This window comes from Mesorhizobium sp. INR15, from assembly GCF_015500075.1.
GTDB lineage: Bacteria > Pseudomonadota > Alphaproteobacteria > Rhizobiales > Rhizobiaceae > Mesorhizobium.
Window position 1 is genome coordinate 5,620,214 of record NZ_CP045496.1, and the last position, 18,028, is coordinate 5,638,241.

Annotated in this window: 13 protein-coding genes; 4 read left to right on the top strand and 9 right to left on the bottom strand. The window is 61.1% G+C overall.

What is annotated here, in order from left to right:
- Nucleotides 1-18: 18 nt before the first annotated feature.
- From GA829_RS27480 to GA829_RS27515, 8 genes are all read right to left on the bottom strand, one after another.
- Nucleotides 19-1,647, bottom strand: coding sequence for an alpha-D-glucose phosphate-specific phosphoglucomutase (locus GA829_RS27480; RefSeq protein WP_195175708.1), 1,629 nt, complete (start codon nucleotides 1,645-1,647; stop codon nucleotides 19-21).
- Nucleotides 1,648-1,650: 3 nt separating this feature from the next.
- Nucleotides 1,651-3,096 carry a glycogen synthase GlgA gene (glgA, locus tag GA829_RS27485; protein WP_195175709.1) on the bottom strand — a complete coding sequence of 482 codons (1,446 nt, stop codon included), beginning with the start codon at nucleotides 3,094-3,096 and terminating at the stop codon, nucleotides 1,651-1,653.
- 75 nt (nucleotides 3,097-3,171) lie between these two features.
- Nucleotides 3,172-4,437, bottom strand: a complete 1,266-nt coding sequence (glgC, locus tag GA829_RS27490) for a glucose-1-phosphate adenylyltransferase (RefSeq protein WP_195175710.1) — start codon at nucleotides 4,435-4,437, stop codon at nucleotides 3,172-3,174.
- A gap of 37 nt (nucleotides 4,438-4,474) precedes the next feature.
- Nucleotides 4,475-6,688: a 1,4-alpha-glucan branching protein GlgB gene (glgB, locus tag GA829_RS27495; protein WP_195175711.1), complete on the bottom strand. Its 2,214-nt coding sequence runs from the start codon at nucleotides 6,686-6,688 to the stop codon at nucleotides 4,475-4,477.
- Between the two features lie 116 nt (nucleotides 6,689-6,804).
- Nucleotides 6,805-9,273 carry a glycogen/starch/alpha-glucan phosphorylase gene (locus GA829_RS27500; protein WP_195175712.1) on the bottom strand — a complete coding sequence of 823 codons (2,469 nt, stop codon included), beginning with the start codon at nucleotides 9,271-9,273 and terminating at the stop codon, nucleotides 6,805-6,807.
- A gap of 132 nt (nucleotides 9,274-9,405) precedes the next feature.
- A complete protein-coding gene (locus GA829_RS27505) occupies nucleotides 9,406-10,188 on the bottom strand; it encodes an ATP-binding cassette domain-containing protein (protein ID WP_195179825.1) in 783 nt (260 codons plus the stop codon).
- Nucleotides 10,189-10,190: 2 nt separating this feature from the next.
- Nucleotides 10,191-11,252, bottom strand: coding sequence for an ABC transporter permease (locus GA829_RS27510; protein ID WP_195175713.1), 1,062 nt, complete (start codon nucleotides 11,250-11,252; stop codon nucleotides 10,191-10,193).
- A gap of 157 nt (nucleotides 11,253-11,409) precedes the next feature.
- A complete protein-coding gene (locus tag GA829_RS27515; protein ID WP_374940434.1) occupies nucleotides 11,410-12,387 on the bottom strand; it encodes a sugar ABC transporter substrate-binding protein in 978 nt (325 codons plus the stop codon).
- A 266-nt stretch (nucleotides 12,388-12,653) separates the two neighbouring features.
- Here GA829_RS27515 and GA829_RS27520 point away from each other — a divergent pair, with 266 nt between their 5' ends.
- The 4 genes from GA829_RS27520 to GA829_RS27535 all read left to right on the top strand — a co-directional run bounded on the left by GA829_RS27520 (nucleotide 12,654) and on the right by GA829_RS27535 (nucleotide 16,667).
- A complete protein-coding gene (locus GA829_RS27520) occupies nucleotides 12,654-13,880 on the top strand; it encodes an ROK family transcriptional regulator (RefSeq protein ID WP_195175714.1) in 1,227 nt (408 codons plus the stop codon).
- A gap of 2 nt (nucleotides 13,881-13,882) precedes the next feature.
- Entirely contained in the window at nucleotides 13,883-14,329 is a 447-nt protein-coding gene (locus tag GA829_RS27525; protein WP_195175715.1) for an RbsD/FucU family protein, read from the top strand.
- Nucleotides 14,326-15,249, top strand: coding sequence for a carbohydrate kinase family protein (locus GA829_RS27530; RefSeq protein ID WP_195175716.1), 924 nt, complete (start codon nucleotides 14,326-14,328; stop codon nucleotides 15,247-15,249). The genes GA829_RS27525 and GA829_RS27530 overlap by 4 nt, the downstream gene beginning before the upstream one ends.
- Before the next feature lie 275 nt (nucleotides 15,250-15,524).
- Nucleotides 15,525-16,667 (top strand): DegT/DnrJ/EryC1/StrS family aminotransferase, encoded by a 1,143-nt coding sequence (locus tag GA829_RS27535; protein ID WP_195175717.1) that lies wholly within the window; start codon nucleotides 15,525-15,527, stop codon nucleotides 16,665-16,667.
- A 79-nt stretch (nucleotides 16,668-16,746) separates the two neighbouring features.
- On the opposite strand, the gene GA829_RS27540 is transcribed toward GA829_RS27535, so the two are convergent.
- A complete protein-coding gene (locus tag GA829_RS27540) occupies nucleotides 16,747-17,970 on the bottom strand; it encodes an O-antigen ligase family protein (RefSeq protein WP_195175718.1) in 1,224 nt (407 codons plus the stop codon).
- Between the last annotated feature and the right edge of the window lie 58 nt (nucleotides 17,971-18,028).

Here is an 18,028-nt window from a genome sequence, read left to right on the forward strand (position 1 = left end):
CGGATCACGGTTGGCTGCTCAGGTGATGACACTCGGTTTTGGGCGGCCGGTATGGCGGTGAATAGCGGCAATATCATCAGCCGCCGCTATCAGACCGGCAAGGGCGACCTGCGTGTCGAGGTCATGCCGGTTCTTGTCCGGCTCGTAGCGCTCGATGTAAACGCGCAGCGTAGCGCCCGACGTGCCGGTGCCGGAGAGCCGGAAGACGACACGAGAGCCCCCCTCGAACAGCACCCTGATGCCCTGATGCTCGCTGGTCGAGCCATCGACCGGGTCGTGGTAGGCGAAATCATCGGCGCTGGCGATCTTCATGCCACGCACGCTGGTGCCGGGCAGCGAGCCGAGCTTGGCGCGCAATTCGTCGACGAGAGCATTGGCGCGCTCGGACTCGACTTCCTCGTAGTCATGGCGGGAGTAGTAATTGCGCCCGTAAGCCGCCCAGTGCTCGGTAACGATCTGCTTGCAGCTCTCGCCGCGCGCCGCAAGAATGTTGAGCCACAGAAGCACGGCCCAAAGGCCATCTTTTTCGCGGACATGGTTGGAGCCGGTGCCGGCGCTTTCCTCACCGCAGATCGTTGCCATGTCGGCGTCGAGCAAATTGCCAAAGAACTTCCAGCCGGTCGGCGTCTCATAGATGCCAATGCCGAGTTTTTCGGCGACACGGTCGGCGGCGCCGCTGGTTGGCATCGAGCGGGCGATGCCCTTGAGCCCAGCTTTGTAGCCGGGCGCCAGATGGGCGTTGGCGGCGAGCATCGCCACAGAATCGGACGGGGTGACGAAGATGCCCTTGCCGATGATCAGGTTGCGGTCGCCGTCGCCGTCTGATGCCGCGCCGAAATCCGGCGCGTCCGGCCCCATCATCTCATCATAGAGATGCTTGGCATGAACCAGGTTGGGATCGGGATGATGGCCGCCGAAATCCGGCAGCGGTTTGAAGTTGCGGCAGGTGCCGTTCGGGGCGCCAAGCCGGTTCTCCAGGATTTCCTTGGCATAGGGGCCGGTCACCGCGTGCATGGCGTCAAAGCGCATGCGGAAGCCATATTTGAAATTGGCACGGATGGCGTCGAAATCGAAAAGGCTCTCCATCAATTCGGCATAATCGGTCACCGGATCGATGATCTCGACCGTCATGCCGCCGGCCTTGACCGTGCCAACCTTGTCGATGTCGATCGTCTCGATGTCGGCGATCTTGAAGCTTGCAATCGTCTTGGTCTTTTCGAAGATCGCGTCCGTCAGTTTTTCCGGTGCCGGTCCGCCATTGCCGGCATTGTACTTGATGCCGAAATCCTCATGCGGGCCGCCTGGATTGTGGCTCGCCGACAGGATGATGCCGCCGAAGGTCTTGTATTTGCGGATGACATGCGAGGCGGCCGGCGTCGACAGGATGCCACCCTGCCCAACCATCACCTTGCCGAAACCGTTGGCCGCCGCCATGGCGATGGCTTTCTGGATGACTTCGCGATTGTAGAAACGGCCGTCGCCGCCGATGACAAGCGTCTTGCCCTGGAAGCCGTCCAGGGCGTCGAAGATCGACTGGATGAAATTCTCCGCATAGTGCTCCTGCTGGAACACCGGAACCTTCTTGCGCAGCCCCGAGGTGCCGGGCTTCTGGTCGAGGTAAGGTTTGGTGGAGACGGTGCGTATCATGCGTCAGGCAACCCTTTTCGAAAGCAGCAGGCGGTAGAGTTCAACGTATTTGTCGGCGCTTCGATCCCACGACACTTCGGCCTGCATGCCTTGGCGCTGGATCGACGTCCATATTACCGGATTGGCGTGCGCGTCGACGAGACGGCGGATGGCGTGCAGCAAGGCGCCGGGGTTGGCCGGTGCGAACTGGAAGCCGGTTGCCACGCCCGCCGAAACAGCGGCTTCGTTGGCGTCGATCACCGTGTCGGCCAGCCCACCAGTGCGGGCAACGACCGGGACGCAGCCGTAGCACAACCCGTAGAGCTGGGTCAGGCCGCAAGGTTCGAAGCGCGACGGGATGATGATGGCGTCGCAGCCGCCCTGCATGGTGTGGGAAAGCCCCTCGTCGTAACCGACAACAACACCGATGCGGCCACGATGGCGGGCGGCGGCGGCCAGCAACGCGCCTTCAAGGCCAGCATCGCCCGAGCCGAGGATCGCCAGCCGCGCACCGGCGGCGACGATGCCGTCGACCACCGTCGCGAAAATGTCCATGCCCTTTTGCCACGTCAGCCGGCTGATCACGCAGACGATTGGGCTGTCGTCGCGGTCCAGCCCGAAACGTTCTTCGACCGCGGCTTTGTTGGGTGCGCGGCTCTCGAGCGTTTTCGCGGTATAGGTGGACACCAGATGCTTGTCGGTCGCGGGGTCCCAGATGGCGGTGTCGATGCCGTTGACGATGCCGTAGAGATCCGAGGAGCGCATGTTGATGAGGCCGTCGAGGCCCATGCCGAATTCCGGCGAACGGATTTCCTGCGCATAGGTCGGGCTGACCGTGGTGATCGCCCAGGCCGCCTGCAGGCCGGCCTTGAGAAAACCAACGCCTCCATAATATTCGACGCCGTCCAGCGCCATCGCGACCGCCGGCAGGCCAAGCTCGCCAAAAATGCCGGCGCCGAACTGTCCCTGGAAGGCCAGGTTGTGGACGGTGATCATCGACGGGACGCCGACCGCCTTGCCATAGCGCATGTAAGCCAGCGTCATCGCCGACTGCCAGTCGTGGGCATGGACGATGTCGGGCTGGTAGCCCGAAATGGCGCCGCCGGCGATATCGCCGCCAACCTGGCTGAGCGCCGCGAACCGGCGCCAGTTGTCCGGCCAGTCACCGCCTGACGCGTCGCCATAGGGGCCGCCCGGACGGTCAAACAGATGCGGCGCATCGAGTACGAACAAATCGAGCCCGGCGATCTGCACAGCGTGGACCGACGCTTTGCCCCCTTGCAGCAGGGGATACTGGTAGACGGCCTTCTTTTTCTTGAAGGCAGCCATCACGGTTGGAAAACCGGGAATGAGCGTGCGTACGCTGACGCCTTTGGCAGCCAGCGCGATGGGCAGGGCGCCGGTTACGTCGGCAAGCCCGCCAGTCTTGATGAGCGGGAAAATCTCAGGCGTGACCGACAGAACCTGCATGCGGCTATAGCTCTTTGTTTTTACGCAATTCCCCGGGGAAAGCGGCGCTTTCCCTGGGAAAACCGTTGTTGCTCTCTACAACCCCAACTTGTCGATCATGTCCTGCGTGACCAGGCAGATGCCTTTTTCGGACACACGAAAACGCTTGGCGTCGAGAACCGGGTCTTCGCCGACCACCAGCCCCTCCGGTATCCTTACACCGTGGTCGATCACCACGCGCGTCAACTTTGCGTTCCGTCCGACATGAACGTCGGGCAGCATGACGACCTCTTCCAGCGTCGAATAGGAATTGATGCGCGCGCCGGTGAAAATCAGGGACCGCTTCAACGAGGCCCCCGAGACGATGCAGTCGCCCGACACCAGCGAGGAGACAGCCGAGCCACGGCGGCCATCCTCATCATGGACGAATTTTGCCGGCGGCTTCAATTCGGCATAGGTCCAGATCGGCCAGTCGCGGTCGTAGAGGTCGAGTTCCGGCGTCACGTCGGTCAGGTCGATATTGGCTTCCCAATAAGCATCGACCGTGCCGACATCGCGCCAATAGGCTTCGTTCTCGGCGGTTGAGCGGACACAGGACTTGGCGAAGCGATGGGCGATCGCCTTACCGTGCTGGACGATGTACGGAATGATGTCCTTGCCGAAGTCGCGGCTTGAGCCGGGCTCGGCGGCGTCGCGGCGCAGCTGCTCCATCAGGAACTTGGTCCTGAAGACATAGATTCCCATTGAGGCCAATGCGAATTCCGGCCTGTCGGGAATGCCAGGCGGATCAGCCGGCTTCTCGACAAAGGCGATGATGTTGTCCTTCTTGTCGACATGCATGACGCCGAAGCCGGTGGCTTCCATGCGCGGCACTTCGAGACAACCGACAGTGACATCGGCGCCCGCATCGACATGCTGGCGCAGCATCATCTCGTAGTCCATCTTGTAGATATGATCGCCAGCAAGGATGACCATGTATTCGGGACCATAGGCCTCGATGATGTCGATGTTCTGGTAGACGGCATCCGCCGTGCCTTCATACCATTGCGTTTCCGAGACGCGCTGGCTGGCCGGCAGGATGTCGAAACTTTCGTTTCGTTCAGGCCTGAGGAAGTTCCAGCCGCGCTGCAGGTGGCGGATCAGCGAATGCGCCTTGTACTGGGTGGCGACGCCGAGGCGGCGAATGCCGGAATTGAGTGCGTTGGAGAGCGCGAAATCGATGATGCGCGTCTTGCCGCCGAAATAGACTGCGGGCTTGGCACGCCGATCCGTCAATTCCTTGAGGCGGCTGCCACGGCCGCCGGCCAGCACATAGGCCATGGCATCACGGGCCAGCGGCTGGGTTCGTTTCGTATCCACCATGTCTTACCCTCCCAAATTACTCAGTCGCTAGCACTACTCAGTCAGGAACATATTCGAGCATGATCGTCGAAAGCGGCGGCAACAGCATTGTCGCGGACGTGGCGCCGCCTTCCGTCCGTGCCTCGACGGTTCCGCCGTTGCCTTTGCCGGAACCGCCATACTCCGATGCATCGGTGTTGATGATCTCGCGCCATTTGCCGGATTTCGGCAACGGGACGCGGTAATTCTCGCGCGGGATCGGCGTGAAACTGGAAATGACGGCGATCGGGTTGCCGCCGGGTGCGCTGCGCAGCCAGGCAAACACCGAATTCTCGCGGTCATCGACAATCAGCCAGGAAAAGCCTTCCGGTTCGCAATCGCGCCCGTGCAGGGCCGGGCGTGAACGATAGAGGTAGTTGAGGTCGCGCACCACTTGCCAGACACCGCGATGCGGCCGGAAATCGAGCAGGATCCAGTCGAGCGCGCGGGCCTCGCTCCACTCGCGGCGCTGCGCGAACTCCTGCCCCATGAACAGCAGCTTCTTGCCGGGGTAGCCCCACATGAAGCCGTAATAGGCGCGCAGCGTCGCGAATTTCTGCCAGTCATCACCGGCCATCTTGCCAAGCAATGTGCCCTTGCCGTGCACGACCTCGTCGTGGGACAGCGGCAGCACGAAATTCTCGGAGAAGGCGTAAGTCAGGCCGAAGGTGATGTCGTTGTGGTGATGCTTGCGGAAGATCGGCTCCTTGGAGAAATACTCCAGGGTGTCGTGCATGAAGCCCATGTTCCATTTGAAGCCGAAGCCCAGTCCACCCTCATGCACCGGCTGTGAAACCTTCGGCCATGAGGTCGATTCCTCGGCGATGGTCATGACGCCGGGATGGTGGCCATAAAGCTCCTTGTTCATCTTCTGCAGGAAGCTGACGGCCTCAAGGTTCTCGCGTCCGCCCTTCTCGTTGGGAATCCACTCGCCGGCCTTGCGCGAATAGTCGAGGTAAAGCATCGAGGCCACCGCATCGACGCGCAAACCATCGACATGGTATTTTTCAGCCCAGAACAACGCGTTGTTGACGAGGAACGAGACCACCTCGCTGCGTCCGAAATTGTAGATGGCGGTGTTCCAGTCGGGGTGAAACCCCTTGCGCGGATCGGCATGTTCGTAGAGCGCGGTGCCGTCGAAATTGGCGAGGCCATGGGCATCGACCGGGAAATGCGCCGGCACCCAGTCGAGGATCACGCCAATGCCGGCGCGGTGGGCGCCGTCGACGAAACGGGCAAAACCATCCGGATCGCCAAAGCGGGCCGACGGCGCGTAGAGGCCGGTCGTCTGGTAACCCCAGGACGGATCATAAGGATGCTCTGAAATAGGCAGGAATTCGATATGGGTGAAGCCGGTCTCGGCGACATAGGGGATCAGCCGCTCGGCGAGTTCGTCCCATGACAGAAAGGTGCCATCGTCGCCCAACTGCCAGGAGCCGGCATGGACCTCGTAGATCGATATGGCTTCGCGCCGGGGGTCGGCATTGCGCCAGAAATTGCGATGCGCCTCGTCGCCCCATTCATGCGCCGGCGGCACTGCGACCACCGACGCCGTGGCTGGGCGCAATTCGGACTTGAAGGCGAAAGGGTCGGCCTTCAGCGGCAGCCTGACGCCATCGGGGCCGATGATTTCGTATTTATATGGCCGGCCGGCGCCAATGTCGGGGATGAACACCTCCCAGATGCCCGTGTCGCGGCGGTCGCGCATCGAATGGCGGCGGCCGTCCCATTCGTTGAAGTCGCCGACCACGGAGACACGTTTTGCATTCGGCGCCCAGACGGCGAAGTGAACGCCGGAGGCACCCTCATGCTCGATGACATGCGCGCCGAGCTTGTCGAACAGCCGGAGATGCGAGCCTTGCGCGATATAATAGTCGTCCATCGGGCCAAGCACCGGACCGAAGGAATAGGGATCCGTCAGCCACCAATCACCGCCGGCATTGCTGGCGTGATAGCGCAGCGGCTGACGCTTGCGGATCGACAGTTTGCCTTCGAAGAAGCCGCGGTCATCGCGCCTGGAAAGCTCCCCGGCCTTCTTGCTGTCTAGCGTATAGGCGGTGACGAATTCGGCATGCGGGACGAAGCAGCGGGCAAAGAAAGCTTTGTCGACTTCCTGAACACCAAGAACCGCGAAGGGATCGCCATGCGTACCGGCAACAATCGCCGCAACATCGCTGGCTGCCGCCAGTCCGTCCGGCCCGCTTGTCGCAGCGGTCACGCGCGGCTTCCTCATCAGGCAGTGTCCCTCCCCGGGCACCAGTTGTTATCTTGCGCTTGTCGTGGTCCGAAAACCGCTGCGCACTTTTGGACGACATGCATGAGGCTACATCTTGGCCTCATGCAATCACATCAGACGGGCACGTTCCAGATTTCTTTCGCGTATTGGCGAATTGTACGATCAGAAGAGAACCAGCCGACGCGGGCCACGTTGCGGATCGCCTTGGCGTACCAGTCGGGACTGTTGCGCCAAACGGCATCGACCTCGCGCTGCGCGGCCGAATAGGCGTCGAAATCGGCGGCAACCATGAACCAGTCGCTCTGGTAGAGACCGTTGATCAAATCACGATAACGTTCCGGATCATCCGGCGAAAAGACGCCCGATGACACCGCGGCGACCGCTTGCGACAGTTCGGGCGAAGCCTCGATAACTTCGCGCGGATTGTAACCATTGTTGCGCCGCTCGGCGACCTCCTCGGTGGTCAGGCCGAAGATGAAGATGTTGTCGTCGCCGACGCATTCCTTGATCTCGACATTGGCGCCGTCGAGCGTGCCGATGGTCAGCGCGCCATTCAGCGCGAATTTCATGTTGCCGGTGCCGGAGGCTTCCATGCCGGCTGTCGAGATCTGCTCGGACAGATCGGCGGCCGGCATCATGACCTCGGCCAGGCTGACATTGTAGTTCGGCACGAACACCACCTTGAGCAGGCCGCGAACGGCCGGGTCACGATTGATCACCTTCGCGACATCATTGGCGAGTTTGATGATCAACTTGGCGTTGTGGTAGCTCGGCGCCGCCTTGCCGCCGAAGAATTTCACGCGCGGCATCCAGTCACGTTCCGGATGCGAACGGATCTGGTCGTAGAGCGAGATCGCCTCGAGAATGTTGAGAAGCTGGCGCTTGTATTCGTGGATGCGCTTGATCTGGATATCGAACAGGGCCGAAGGATCGACCTTGATGCCGATCCGGTCGGCGACGAGATTGGCCAGCCGCGCCTTGTTGGCGCGCTTGACGCCGGCGAACTTCTCACGAAACGCAGCGTCTCCCGCAAAAACGTCGAGGCCCTTGATGGCATCGATGTCATCGAGAAAACGATCGCCGATTGCCTCACGGGCGAGCGCCGTCAGTCCAGGATTACACTGGATCAGCCAGCGCCGTGGCGTAATGCCGTTGGTCTTGTTGTTGATGCGTTCGGGATAGAGCCTGTGCAAGTCGGCGAACACCGTTTCCTTCATCAGCTCGGTATGAAGCGCCGAGACGCCGTTGATCGAATGCGAGCCAACAAAAGCCAGATTGCCCATGCGAACGCGGCGGTCGCCATTCTCCTGGATCAGCGAGATGCGGCTGATCTGTTCGTCCGAGAACTGGTTCGAGGCGCGCGCCTCAAGCAGCACTTCGGCATTGATGGCGTAGACGATCTGCATGTGGCGCGGCAGCAAACGCTCGAACAGCGGCACCGGCCAGCTTTCGAGCGCTTCGGGCAGCAGCGTGTGGTTGGTGTAGCCGAAGGTGCGCTTGGTGATGCTCCACGCCTGGTCGAAATCCATCCCGTGGACATCCATCAGCAGCCGCATCAGTTCGGGCACCGCGATGGCTGGATGCGTGTCGTTGAGATGGATGGCCGCCTTGTCGGGCAGCGACTGCAGATTGCCATACTGGCTGAGATGGCGCTGGACGATGTCCTGCAGCGAGGCGGTCGAGAAGAAATACTCTTGCCGCAGCCGCAGTTCCTGGCCGGCCTTGTGAGAGTCGGCGGGGTAGAGCACGCGTGACAAGGCGTCGGCCTTGTTGCTCTCGGCCAGCGCGCCGATGTGATCGCCGGCGTTGAACTTGTCGAGCAGGATCGGATCGATCGGCATGCCGGACCACAGCCGCAGCGTGTTGACGCGGTTCGCGCGCCAGCCGACCACAGGCGTATCATAGGCGACGGCCAGCACATGCTCGGTCGGCTTCCAGACATGGCGCTCAAGCCGGCCGTCCTTGGCGGTGATCGATTCCACCGAGCCCCCAAAGCCAACTTCGAAGGAGCGTTCGCGGCGCTCGAATTCCCAGGGGTTGCCGTGATCGAGCCAGGTCTCGGGCAGTTCCACCTGCCAGCCGTCATGGATTTCCTGGCGGAACATGCCGTTGGCGTAGCGGATGCCATAGCCGTGCGCGGGAATATCGACGGTCGCCATGCTTTCCATGAAGCAGGCGGCAAGCCGGCCGAGACCACCATTGCCAAGGGCGGCATCCGGTTCAAGCGCGGCAACGATGTCGAGGTCGACGCCGAGGGACGACAGCGCCTGGCGCATATTGTCCATCAGCCCGAGATTGGAGAAGGCGTCGCGCATCAGGCGGCCAATAAGGAACTCCAGCGACAGGTAGTAGACGCGCTTTTCCTGCTGATCGTAGGCTTCCTTCGTCGCCTGCATCCAGTGATCGACGATGCGGTCACGCACCACCTTGATCGAGGCGGTGAGCCAATCATATTGCGTGGCGACGGTGGTGTCCTTGCCGACCCTGTATTTGAGGGCCTTCAAAACCTCGTCGGCGAGTGTCTTGGGATCGGGGTTTTCAAGTGCTGGATGGGGAGCTTCAGATGTCATCGCGCGCGTCATGCTGCCTCTCGTGCGGTTGCCATGATCATATCGGCTTTCATCATTCCTCCCAGCCCATGCTAGCCGATCCAGAGCTATATTCAATCGATTTAAATTACCCCGCGCTCGCTTACCCTGCGGCAATTTGACAGATCAAGCCGCGAGCGCGGCCTCTGGCGGCGCTTTCGCTCCGGTCATGAAGGCAACGGCGTCGGACATCGTATATTGCTTGGGATCGATGACGCAGAGGCGACGGCCGAGGCGGTGGATGTGAATGCGGTCGGCCACCTCGAAAACATGCGGCATGTTGTGCGAGATCAGCACGATCGGCAGGCCACGCTTCTTCACATCAAGGATCAGTTCGAGCACGCGCCGGCTTTCCTTGACGCCAAGGGCCGCAGTCGGTTCATCCATGATGACCATCTTCGAGCCGAAGGCGGCGGCACGTGCGACCGCGACGCCCTGGCGCTGACCGCCTGAAAGCGTTTCAACCGCCTGGCTGATGTTCTGGATGGTCATCAGGCCAAGTTCGGTGAGCTTGTCGCGGGCGCGCTTTTCCATCGCCGGCCGGTCGAGCATACGCAACCACTGGCCAAGAAAGCCCGGTTTGCGGATTTCACGGCCGAGGAACATGTTGTCGGCGATTGACAGTGCCGGCGACAGCGCCAGGTTCTGATAGACCGTTTCGATGCCGGCTTCGCGGGCCTCCATCGGCGACTTGAAGGCGATGGGTTTGCCCTCGAGCCGAATCTCGCCTTCGTCGGGCGTGACCGCGCCGGAGATCGCCTTGATCAGCGATGACTTGCCGGCGCCATTGTCGCCGATGACAGCAAGGATTTCGCCGGGATAGAGATCGAAATCGGCATTGTCGAGGGCGGTGACTCGGCCATAACGCTTGACGAGGCCGCGCGCGGTGAGGATGGGTTCCTGGGTCATGGCTATGCCGAAACCTTTCTGATCCATTGGTCGATCGCGACGGCGCCGATGATCAGCACACCGGTGAGCAGTACTTTCCATTGCGGGTCGGCGCCCAGCATGTTGAGGCCCATGGAGACGACGCCGACGATCATCGCGCCGAACAGGGTGCCCAGAATAGAGCCGCGCCCGCCGAAAAGAGAAATGCCGCCGATCACCGTCGCGGTGATCGCTTGCAGATTGTAGTCGGTCACGGCGGCGGACGGCGAGATCGAACCGTTGCGGCCAATGGAGACCCAGGCAGCGAAAGCCGCGATCAATCCGGCAAGGGTGTAGACGGTCATCAGCACCTTCTTGGTCTGGATGCCTGACAGCTTCGCCGCCTCCTGATCATCACCGACAGCGTAGACATGGCGGCCCCATGCCGTGTGATTGAGCACGTACCAAAGGACCATCACGAGCACGACCGTGGCAATGACGCCGAGCGTCAGTACCGCTGAGCCGATCTTGAAGCTCAGTGCAAAGAGATGCAGCAGCGGCGCTTGGCTGTCGACATCGGTGTCGCGGATCGTCTCATTGGCCGAATAGATGAAATTCGTGGCCATGACGATGTTCCAGGTGCCAAGCGTCACGATGAAGGGTGGCAGCCTCATGTAGGCGACCAGAACCCCGTTGAGCAGGCCACAGGCCGCGCCCGCGGCAAGGCCGATCGCCACGGCGAGCACGCTCGGCATACCGTAGTTGACAGCGCAATTGCCCATGATCACAGCGGAAATCACCATGATAACGCCGATCGAGAGGTCAATGCCGGCGGTCAGGATGACCAGTGTCTGTGCCGCGCCCAGAATGCCGATGATGGCAATCTGCTGCAGGATCAGCGTCAGCGTATAGGACGAGAAGAACCGCCCTCCAATGGTGACGCCGAAAACGATGATGGACAGAACCAGCACAATAAGCGGCACCGCCGCCGGTGTTGAATGCAGGAAATGCTGGATACGCTTGACGACCGATTTGTGCTCGTCAAAAGCGGCAACGCTTGTGTCGCTGCTCGAGAGAACCTTCTCGAATTCCTGAGCCTGAGCCATGCTTCCTCCCCGTCTGGGCTTCAGCCATCCGCTGACGCCTGTCCGCGCCTCCGGTCTGCTGCCGGGATTGTTCGCGTTTACAGTGACACATCGTCCACCCGAAGCGGCCGGGGATCAAGCCCCCGGCCTTTCGGTTCTATTGTCGGTCAGGCCGACATCAGCCCCAGCACTTGGCGAGGCCTTCCTTGGTGTCGATGGACTTCACGCCCTTGGCGGGCTTGTCGGTCACCAGATTGACACCGGTGTCGAAGAAGTTCTTGCCTGCGGTCGGCTTTGGCTTCGTCCCGTCCTTGGCGAAAGCAGCGATCGCCTCTATGCCGAGCGCCGCCATCTGCAGCGGATATTGCTGTGAGGTCGCGCCGATCACGCCTTCGGTAACCGACTTCACTCCTGGGCAACCGCCGTCGACCGAGACGATCAGGACCTGCTTTTCAAGGCCGACGGCCTTGAGCGCCTGGTAGGCACCGACAGCGGCTGGCTCGTTGATGGTGTGGATGACGGTGATGCCAGAGTCCTTCTGAAGCAGGTTCTCCATCGCCTTGCGGCCGCCCTCCTCGTTGCCGTTGGTGACGTCGTGGCCGACAATACGCGGATCGGTCTCATCGCCGATCTTGTTGGGATCCTTCACGTCGATGCCGTAGCCCATCATGAAGCCCTGGTCGCGCAACACGTCCACGGTCGGCTGCGAAGGCGTCAGGTCGAGGAAGCCAATCTTGGCGTCTTTTGCCTTATCGCCAAGCGTGGCGGCGGCCCATGCGCCGATCAGCTTGCCGGCCTCCAGATTGTCGGTGGCGAAGGTTGCGTCGGCGGCGTCGAGCGGATCAAGCGGCGTGTCCAGAGCGATCACCAGCAGGCCGGCGTCGCGTGCCTTCTTGACGGTCGGGACAATGCCCTTGGTGTCCGACGCGGTGATCAGGATGCCCTTGGCGCCATCGGCGATGCAGCTCTCGATCGCCGCCACCTGGCTCTCGCTGTCGCCGTCGATCTTGCCGGCGTAAGACTTGAGTTCGACGCCGAGTTCCTTGGCTTTCGCGGTGGCGCCTTCCTTCATCTTGACGAAGAACGGATTGGTGTCGGTCTTGGTGATCAGGCAGGCGCTGACGCCAGCCGCCGATGCTGCCGGCGCAAGCGCCATCAGGCCGAACGCGGCCGCGGCAAAAACAGTGGACTTCAAAACTGTGGTGTTCACGATCTTCCTCCCAGTGGAACCATTTAGGATGCCGGCCAACCGACATCGCACAGGCATCCAGACGAATTCTCCCAGCGGGACGCCTCGTCGCACCAGACACCAGACCGAACTCACTGTCAATAATTAAATCACTCTTATTTATTATTGACAGCCTTGCCTTGACCACTCATTCTGGCCCAAAAGCAGCAAGGGGAAATAACGGGAGGAACAGGGTGGAGACCGGCATTATAAGGCACGGTTCGCCCGAGGCAGCCGATAGCCAGATCCATCGCGGCACCAACCAGAGCGGCATGCGTGACCACAATGAGCGCCTGGTGCTTTCGCTGGTGCGCCAGCACGGCAGCCTCGCAAAGTCCGACATCGCTCGAATGACTGGACTTTCGGCGCAGACCGTTTCGGTCATCATGCGCGAACTCGAGGACGAGAGTCTTCTGGTGCGTCAGGCGCCATTGCGCGGCAAGATCGGCCAACCGTCGATCCCGATGGCACTCAATCCCGACGGCGCCTATTTCATCGGTCTCAAGATCGGCCGCCGCAGTGCCGAGCTGGTGCTGATAGACTTTCTCGGCAATGTCCGCTCGATGCTGCAGCATTCCTACCGCTACCCTGCCCCGCGCGAGACGGTGGAATTCGTCTCTTCCGGCATGAAAAAGATGCGCGGCGAACTGACGCCGGCGCAGGACAAGCGCATCGCTGGGCTGGGCATCGCCATGCCGTTCGAATTGTGGAACTGGGCAGATACCGCCGGCGCCCCGCGCGACGTCATGGACGAATGGCGCCACCGCGACATCCGCACCGACATTCAGTTGCAATGCGACTTTCCGGTCTACCTTCAGAACGACGCCACCTCGGCTTGCGGTGCGGAGCTGGTTTTCGGTCAGGCAGGTGCCGCACGCGACTTCGTCTATTTCTACATTGGTGCCTTTGCCGGTGGCGGCATCGTGCTCAATGGCCGGCTGTTTGGCGGCCCGACCGGCAATGCCGGCGCCCTCGGCTCGATGCCCGTGCCGGGGCCGAATGGGCAGCCGACGCAGCTCATCGACGTGGCATCCATAGCCATGCTGGAAAAGGCGCTCAATGCACGCGGCGTCGAGGCCTCGCATCTGTGGACGTCGCCGGAGGACTGGGGCGACATCGGCGTCGAACTCGACAACTGGATCAACAGCGCAGCGCGCGCACTCGCCTATGCCATCGTCGCGGCGTCTTCAGTGATCGATTTCGAGGCGGCGGTCATCGATGGCTGGATGCCGAAAACCGTGCGCAAGCGGCTGGTCGACGCGGTGACCGCGGCAATTGCCGGGATCGATGGCGAAGGACTGAAGCTTCCGGCCGTTCGAGAAGGCACGGTTGGCATTCACGCACGGGCACTTGGCGGCGCCAGCCTGCCACTGTCGGAGCGCTTCCTGATCGGATCGACCACGATTTCCAGGAGCGCCTGAGCATGCTGATCGGGATCCCGGCGTTGCTCGGACCAGAGCTCCTGGCCACATTGCGAGCCATGGGCCATGGCGACGAAATCGCGCTGGTCGATGGAAATTATCCGGCCGAGGAGCAGGCCAGCCGGCTTGTGCGAGCCGATGGCCATCATCTCATGCCGGTGCTCGATGCCATACTGAGTGTGCTTCCTGTCGATGATGCCGTGCCGGTGGCACTGTTTCGCGCCTCGGTCAAAGGCGATCCGTCACTTGCCGATCCGGTTCACCACGAGATGGAAGCGGTCTGCGCCAGACGCGCCCCGGGCCGCAAGGTGGTTGCACTGGCCGGCGCCGACTTTTATGCGCGGGTCAAGGCGGCGCACGCGATTGTCGCGACCAGCGAGCCTAGGCTCTACGCCAACATCATCATCCGCAAGGGCGTGATCTATCCGCCGGAGAACAAGAAACCATGATCCTTTGCTGCGGCGAAGCCCTGATCGACATGCTGCCGCGCACCACGACGGACGGCGAGCCAGCCTTTGCCCCCTATGTCGGCGGCGCTGTCTTTAACAGCGCCATAGCGCTTGGCCGGCTGGGGGCACCAGCGGGCTTCTTTTCCGGCCTCTCGTCGGATCTGTTCGGCGGTCAGTTCAGGGGCGCGCTGGGCGCAAGCAAGGTCAGCTCGACCTATGCCCACACCTCGCCACGTCCGACAACACTTGCCTTCGTCAAACTGGACAATGGCCAGGCGACCTACACGTTCTACGACGAGAACACCGCCGGGCGGATGCTAACCATCGAAGACCTGCCAGCCCTCGGGCCGGAGATCGAGGCCATGCTGTTCGGCGCCATCAGCCTGATCTCGGAGCCGGCAGGCGGCGCCTATGAGGAATTCATGAAACGCGAGCATGCAAGCCGCGTCATGATGCTCGATCCCAACATCCGGCCGAATTTCATCCCCGACAAGGCCAAGCATCTCAGGCGCATCCGCGCGATGATGGCCATGGCCGATATCGTGAAACTGTCCGACGAGGACCTTAACTGGTTTGGTGAGGCCGGCTCGCATGAAGATGTCATCCGCAACTGGCTGGAGCGCGGCCCCAAGCTGATCGTCGTCACCCATGGTGGCGAAGGTGCGGTCGGCTATAGCAAGGATCACACTGTCACGGTCATGCCGGAAAAGGTCAAAGTGGTCGACACGGTCGGTGCCGGCGACACGTTCAATGCCGGCATCCTAGCCTCGTTGCATGAGCAAGGGCTGCTGACGAAGGCCGCAATCGGCGGCCTTTCAAAGGAGGCCATCCACACGGCGCTGACGCTCGGCGCCAAGGCGGCGGCGGTGACGGTATCGCGGGCCGGCGCCAATCCGCCGTGGCGGCATGAGATCGGCTGAACGCCGTGGCGCGCTCAAGATAAGTTGAGCCTCTCGATCACTTTATGTTTCGCAGGGTTGATCCCAGGGACTATAAGCGTGGGATCGCGCCCGACGAAGCCCGGATTTCCGGCATCTCGCGAACAAACGTCGGAACCAGACAGTAACGGACTGCGACACCTAGGCCATTCCCGCCTGACCTCTACGGCTTTCTCGGTCAACGCAACTCTGGTACCAGCGTGCCGTTATCTGGCTAAACCGTCCGTACTCTGGTCAAAACCGTTTTTGAGGCCGACATGCAGTTCATCGATCTTGGCGCACAGCGCGAACGAATCCGCGACCGGCTGAAGGCAGCTATCGACCGCGTCGTCGAAGAGGGCCGCTACATCCTCGGCCCTCAGGTAACCGAATTCGAAAACAAGCTTGCCGCCTATATCGGCACCAAGCACGTGATTGCCTGCGCCAACGGTACCGATGCGCTGTTGCTGCCGCTGTTTGCGGCCGGCATCGGCCCCGGCGACGCGGTGTTCGTGCCAAGCTTCACCTTCGCGGCGACCGCGGAAGTGGTGGCGCTGGCCAAGGCCGAGCCAGTTTTCGTCGATGTCGATCCGGTGACATACAACATTGACATTGCCAGCCTTGAGGCTGCCATCGCCATGATCAAGAAGGAAGGCCGGCTGAAGCCAAAGGCGATCATTCCCGTCGACCTGTTCGGCCTCGCCGCCGACTACGAGGCGATCATGGCGGTAGCCAATCGCGAAGGGCTGATGGTGATCGAAGATGCCGCCCAGTCGATGGGCGGCTCGGCCGACGGCAAGATGTGCGGTGCGTTCGGCACGGTGGGTTCGACGAGCTTCTACCCGGCCAAGCCACTCGGCTGCTACGGCGACGGCGGTGCGATGTTCACCAATGATGATGCACTGGCCGATCAACTGCGTTCCTTCGCCTTCCACGGCAAGGGCGAAACCCAGTATGACAACGTTCGTGTCGGCATCAATTCGCGGCTCGACACGATACAGGCGGCGATCCTGATCGAGAAGCTGGCCATCCTCGAAGACGAGATGGTTGCCCGGCAAGTAGTGGCAAACCGCTATGCCGATGGCCTAGGCGATATTGTGACTGCAGCGCGCAATCTGGATGGAGGCCGTTCGGCCTGGGCGCAATATGCCATCGAGACGCCGAAGCGCGACGGGCTGAAGACACACCTCCAGGAAAAGGGCATTCCGTCAGTCATCTATTATGTGAAGCCGCTGCACAACCAGATTGCCTATCGCGACTATCCAAAGACACCAACCGGCCTTGCCGTCTCGGAAGAATTGCCGAAGCGTATCCTGTGCCTGCCCATGCATCCCTACCTGAGCGAGGCCGATCAGGACCGCATCATCGAGACGATCCGCAACTACATCGGATCGAACTCAGCCCAGGCTGCCGCCGAATAAGTTCTCCCGGCATCGATGATCCCGCGCGGTTCCTTACCTGGACCAGGCGGATCCAGCCAGCGAGCAAGGCTGGCGACGGTCAGGCGGCGTGCTGGGTGCCGGCGACGGAACGGTGGTGTAGCACGCAGATGCTGGCTGCAAACGCCAAGGTTCCCAGCGTCCATGACAGCCAGATCCGATGATCCACTGACAGTTCAATAACAGCTACCATCAAGAAGCTGCCCGCGATGAACTGCGATGTCCCTGTCAAACGCCCGATCATTCTGGTGACCGCCGCCAAAATCATCCCATAGACAATGATCCCTACAATCCCCAACTCGTACCACAGGTCGAATACGATGTTGTGGGCGCTCGCGAGATCAACAAGCGTGTAATATTTCGGGTTTACAACAACCCCGACCGCATTTCTCATCGTGTTGGCGCCGTGACCGAGAATTGGCGCCTCCGCGACAGTCGCCGAGACCATTTTCCAGAGCTCAAGCCGGGCGGCAAACGTCCCAGGTTGGAATCCCAACAACCCCTTTGTGTCGAGAAATGCAAACAAAGGTGGGACCACAAGTGGGCCGACAGCCGCAAGGGCCATATAGAAGACAACGAAACACACCAAAACGGGTTGGCGAAACCTCCGAGGCGTAGCGAGAAACAGAGCAACGACCATGATGGCCAGGTCAATGCCAGTTGATCGACCGTACAATAGGGTCGATACCGCGAAGAAAACCGCGAGGGCTTTTGAAAGCGGACCAGGCTGAGTCAGCAATATGACACTGAAGAAGGCCCCATAGAAGGTGATCTTGTGGAGCACGACGACCTTCTCGGCCAAAAGAGGATCACCAGAAGCGAACGCGAAATACAGCTCTCTTCCGATCAGCACCGCCAGCGCTATGCATGCGCCAGCAGTAAATGCCTGCAAAAGCCGATCGCACTGAGCGGCCGAAATAACCATCAGGCACTGGATCAGCACAAGCGCGGCCACGGAGTAGCCGAAAACGTTTCTTGCCGCGCCAATTGAACGAGATGGATCGGCCGACCAGAGGGCGCTCAAGAGCACAAAGCAAGACAGAATCGCGAGAATGGCAGTCAGCGTGGCCAATCCCCCGGTAAAGGACGGGCGTTTCATCAACAGGCTCGCTGCGGCGATGATCGCGGCAATGATCGCCATAGCCGTGGGCGATGTGTCGATGGACACAAACAGGACAGGAGCAACGAAATAGGCTCCAATCAACGCCCTGAAGAGTATTTCACCGAGATTTTTAGTCCATAGCGGCAACCCGCCCAAGACGATGGCCTGATACTTTCGGAACAATTGTACTCACCAGTCAGTCGAGGTGTGGCAGCGGAGAATCATCCGCAACTGATCTTCA